Source organism: Candidatus Zixiibacteriota bacterium (assembly GCA_021159005.1).
Classification (GTDB): domain Bacteria; phylum Zixibacteria; class MSB-5A5; order UBA10806; family 4484-95; genus JAGGSN01.
Map to the genome: position 1 here is coordinate 1 of JAGGSN010000227.1, position 3,224 is coordinate 3,224.

Annotated in this window: 3 protein-coding genes; 1 reads left to right on the plus strand and 2 read right to left on the minus strand. The window is 41.9% G+C overall.

Going from position 1 to position 3,224, the window contains the following annotated elements; all coding sequences use genetic code 11:
* Positions 1–151 precede the first annotated feature (151 nt).
* Both J7K40_15005 and glnA read right to left on the minus strand, forming a co-directional pair.
* Positions 152–628: a GNAT family N-acetyltransferase gene (locus J7K40_15005; protein ID MCD6163708.1), complete on the minus strand. Its 477-nt coding sequence runs from the start codon at positions 626–628 to the stop codon at positions 152–154.
* 17 nt (positions 629–645) lie between these two features.
* Complete coding sequence (glnA, locus tag J7K40_15010) at positions 646–2,079, minus strand: type I glutamate--ammonia ligase (protein MCD6163709.1); 1,434 nt, start codon at positions 2,077–2,079, stop codon at positions 646–648.
* Positions 2,080–2,605: 526 nt separating this feature from the next.
* On the opposite strand from glnA, the gene J7K40_15015 reads away from it, so the two are divergent.
* The gene (locus J7K40_15015; protein MCD6163710.1) at positions 2,606–3,145 is read left to right on the plus strand and encodes a hydrolase; all 540 of its coding nucleotides are present in this window, start codon (positions 2,606–2,608) and stop codon (positions 3,143–3,145) included.
* Positions 3,146–3,224 lie beyond the last annotated feature (79 nt).

The following is a 3,224-nucleotide window of genomic DNA, read 5'->3' on the forward strand; positions in this document are numbered from 1 at the left end:
TGGGAATGACATCACTATAGCATCCGCCTAAGGCGGACAAAAGGCCGGACAGTAGTGAATGATTATCTTTATCAATGAATTGCGCGGCGGTAGAGATAACTTCTAACATGCATATAATAAGCACAATTTATATGAGCGGTATCAGCAAACCTTACTGCTGCTTCCGATACATCCATTGCAAAAGCATTTTGAATCCCTGTTTTTCCCAGAACTTGATTGTATTCACATTGCCATTGGCAACAAGCAGTTCTATCTGCTTGACCTTTTTGCGTTTGAAAAAACTATGAGCATCCTCGACCAGCATTTTGCCATAACCATTGCGGCGATGTTCATCAATTACATAAAGGTCACCTATAAAGCCAAATTTCCCAAGCTTGAAAAAATACGGTTTTTTAGATACATACGAAAGGCAATAGCCAACAAGTTCATCATCAAGCTGAACAACTGCCAGCCGGTAGTTGGGGTCATCCAGACGATGCTGAAGTTCACGGGCGAACCGTCCGACTATTTTAGGCTTCACAATAAATGAATTGTCGAACTGGGCGTTATATTCCATAAACTTCAGCCACAATTTCGAAATCGAAACAACATCCTCAGGCAGCGCAACTCGTATTTCCGGTTTAATCATTTACCTTTGCCCTTTTGTTAAACATCGTAATACAGCCTGAATTCCCAAGGATGGGGGCGTATTTTGATTTGCTCCACTTCTTGCCGTTTAATTTGCAGCCAAGTGTTAATTAACTCATCTGCAAACACATTATCTTCTCTAAGGAAAGCATCATCTTTTTCAAGCGCATCAAGCGCTCCTTCAAGAGAAGAAGGCATTTGGGGATATTTCTTTAACTGACGGGGGGTCAATTTATCGAAATTGCCGTCAAATGCTTCACCGGGATCGATTTTGTTTTTGATGCCATCTAAACCGGCAACTAACATAGCGGCAAACGCCAGGTATACATTCGAGGTAGCATCCGGCGAGCGGAACTCCATTCTCATAACCGAGGGGTCTTTGATATAGCCAGGAATACGGACAGCCGCAGTTCGGTTGCCAACAGAATAACTTGCCCTGACCGGAGCCTCATAACCCGGGATGAGACGCTTATATGAATTAGTTGAGGGATTGGTGAAGGCCAGAAGAGCCGGTGAGTGTTTCAATATCCCGCCGATATAATATCTGCCTATATCGGATAAATATAAAGGTTTGCTCTCATTATAAAATATTGATTTGCCATCCTTAGCCAGAAACTGATGTACATGCATTCCCGAACCGGGCTCGGTAAACAGCGGTTTCGGCATAAAACTGGCAGATTTACCGCATTTATCCGCGCCGTTTTTTATAAGGTATTTGGCCAACATCGACTTATCAGCCATTTCTATGAATGGGGCAAATGTAGTTTCTATCTCCTGCTGGGCGGCTCCGCCAACCTCGTGATGATGATACTTAACATCAATACCGGCATCCAAGAATAACCGAGTGATGTAGGAACGAATCTCGTATGCTTTATCGCGAGGCGGCGCGGCATGGTAGCCTTCTTTGTAATGTATTTGATGGCCCCGATTAACTCCCGCACCTTCTCCACCAGGACCTGTATCACGGGATTTCCATTCGGCTTCCTCGGAATCCAAATAGTAAAACGCTTTATTGGGAGATTGGCCAAACCTGACCTCATCGAAAAGATAAAATTCGAATTCCGGACCCATCATTGCGTCAACGCCGGGCATAAGTTTCTGCAGTTTTTGAGCCGCTTTGAAAGCAGTATTGCGCGGATTACGGGGATGCGGCTCAACCGGCTCAACTTCGCAGATATCGCATATTATTGATAATGTAGGCTCTTTCCAAAACGGATCGATAAAATAAAATGTTGGGTCGGGTATTAAAATCATATCGCCCGCTTTTACGGAGAGAAAGCCTATCGAGGAGCCGTCCACGCCAATACCATATTCGAATGTCTTTGCCGAAAATTTCTCAGCCGGTATTGTTATATGACGCCATGACCCGTGAATATCACTGAATTTGAAATCGATATACTCGTATTTCTCGTCCTTGACTTTCTTAAGCAATTTTTCAATATTACTATTCATAACTCCTCTATTCGTTTAATTTTTTTACTATTAGAGAAGATATGTATTGTTTGCAGACAGGTCAATAGGAAATAAATTGGAGTTTCATCATTTTTTTTCAAAACATTGCAGGTCGAGTTCCGACTCGCCGAAGGCGAGGAGAAACCCGACACTTCTCGCAGTTATATAAATATCTTTCCTTAGCAAATAGCATATCAAAGTCAAATTGTCGGGTTTTTCCCTCCGGTCAGAACCCGACCTGCTTGAAATCGTTAAAAAATTCCCCCGATTTTCCAAAATCGCTATTTCCACTTTTTGAAAATGTTAATTCGTTGACATGAATTGAATTAAAACAATTTTATCGGACTTTTCGGGGAAAGTTCTGGAAATGAATCGGAGTTTCCCGAAAATATTCATTAAATCATAGATAAGTATTCGATGTTGCTTGACATTCCGTTTACAGTTTTTAATTTATATCCGGTTAGAACTTGTGTGAATTAGTAATTCTGTAATTTAGCGCACGATAGTAATCGTCAGGAGAATAAGAATGTTGAAAGTTGAAGATGCTGCTTTAGTTATTGTAGATGTTCAGGGAAAATTGGCAGCCTTAATGCACGAGAAAGATAAATTTTTCGATAATTTGGTCAAGACTGCAAAATGCGCGCAGGTTTTGGATATTCCAATCCTTTGGAATGAACAGCTTCCCGATAAGCTTGGTTCGACAATCCCGCAGCTGCAAGATATTCTTGGTGATTTGAAGCCGCTGGTAAAAGACTCTTTTAGCTGCTGCGGCAATCATGATTTCACGCAGAAGCTGATTTCCTTAAATCGCAACCAGGTGTTGTTATGCGGTATGGAAACTCACGTATGCGTTTATCAGACTGCTGTTGATCTTTTACAATCGGGATATGAGGTTCATTTATTAGCTGATGCGGTTTCCTCGCGAACTTTAGACAACAAACAGATTGGTATTGAGGCGACAAAGAACGCCGGCGCCAATATTACCTGCCTTGAGATGGCTGTATTCGAGATGCTGCAGATTGCCAAGGGCAATAAGTTCAAGCAGGTTATTAAGATTTTGAAATGAATATTTATAAACAGGATTACATCACTACTGTCCGGCCTTTTGTCCGTCTTAGGCGGATGCTATAGTGATGTCATTCCCA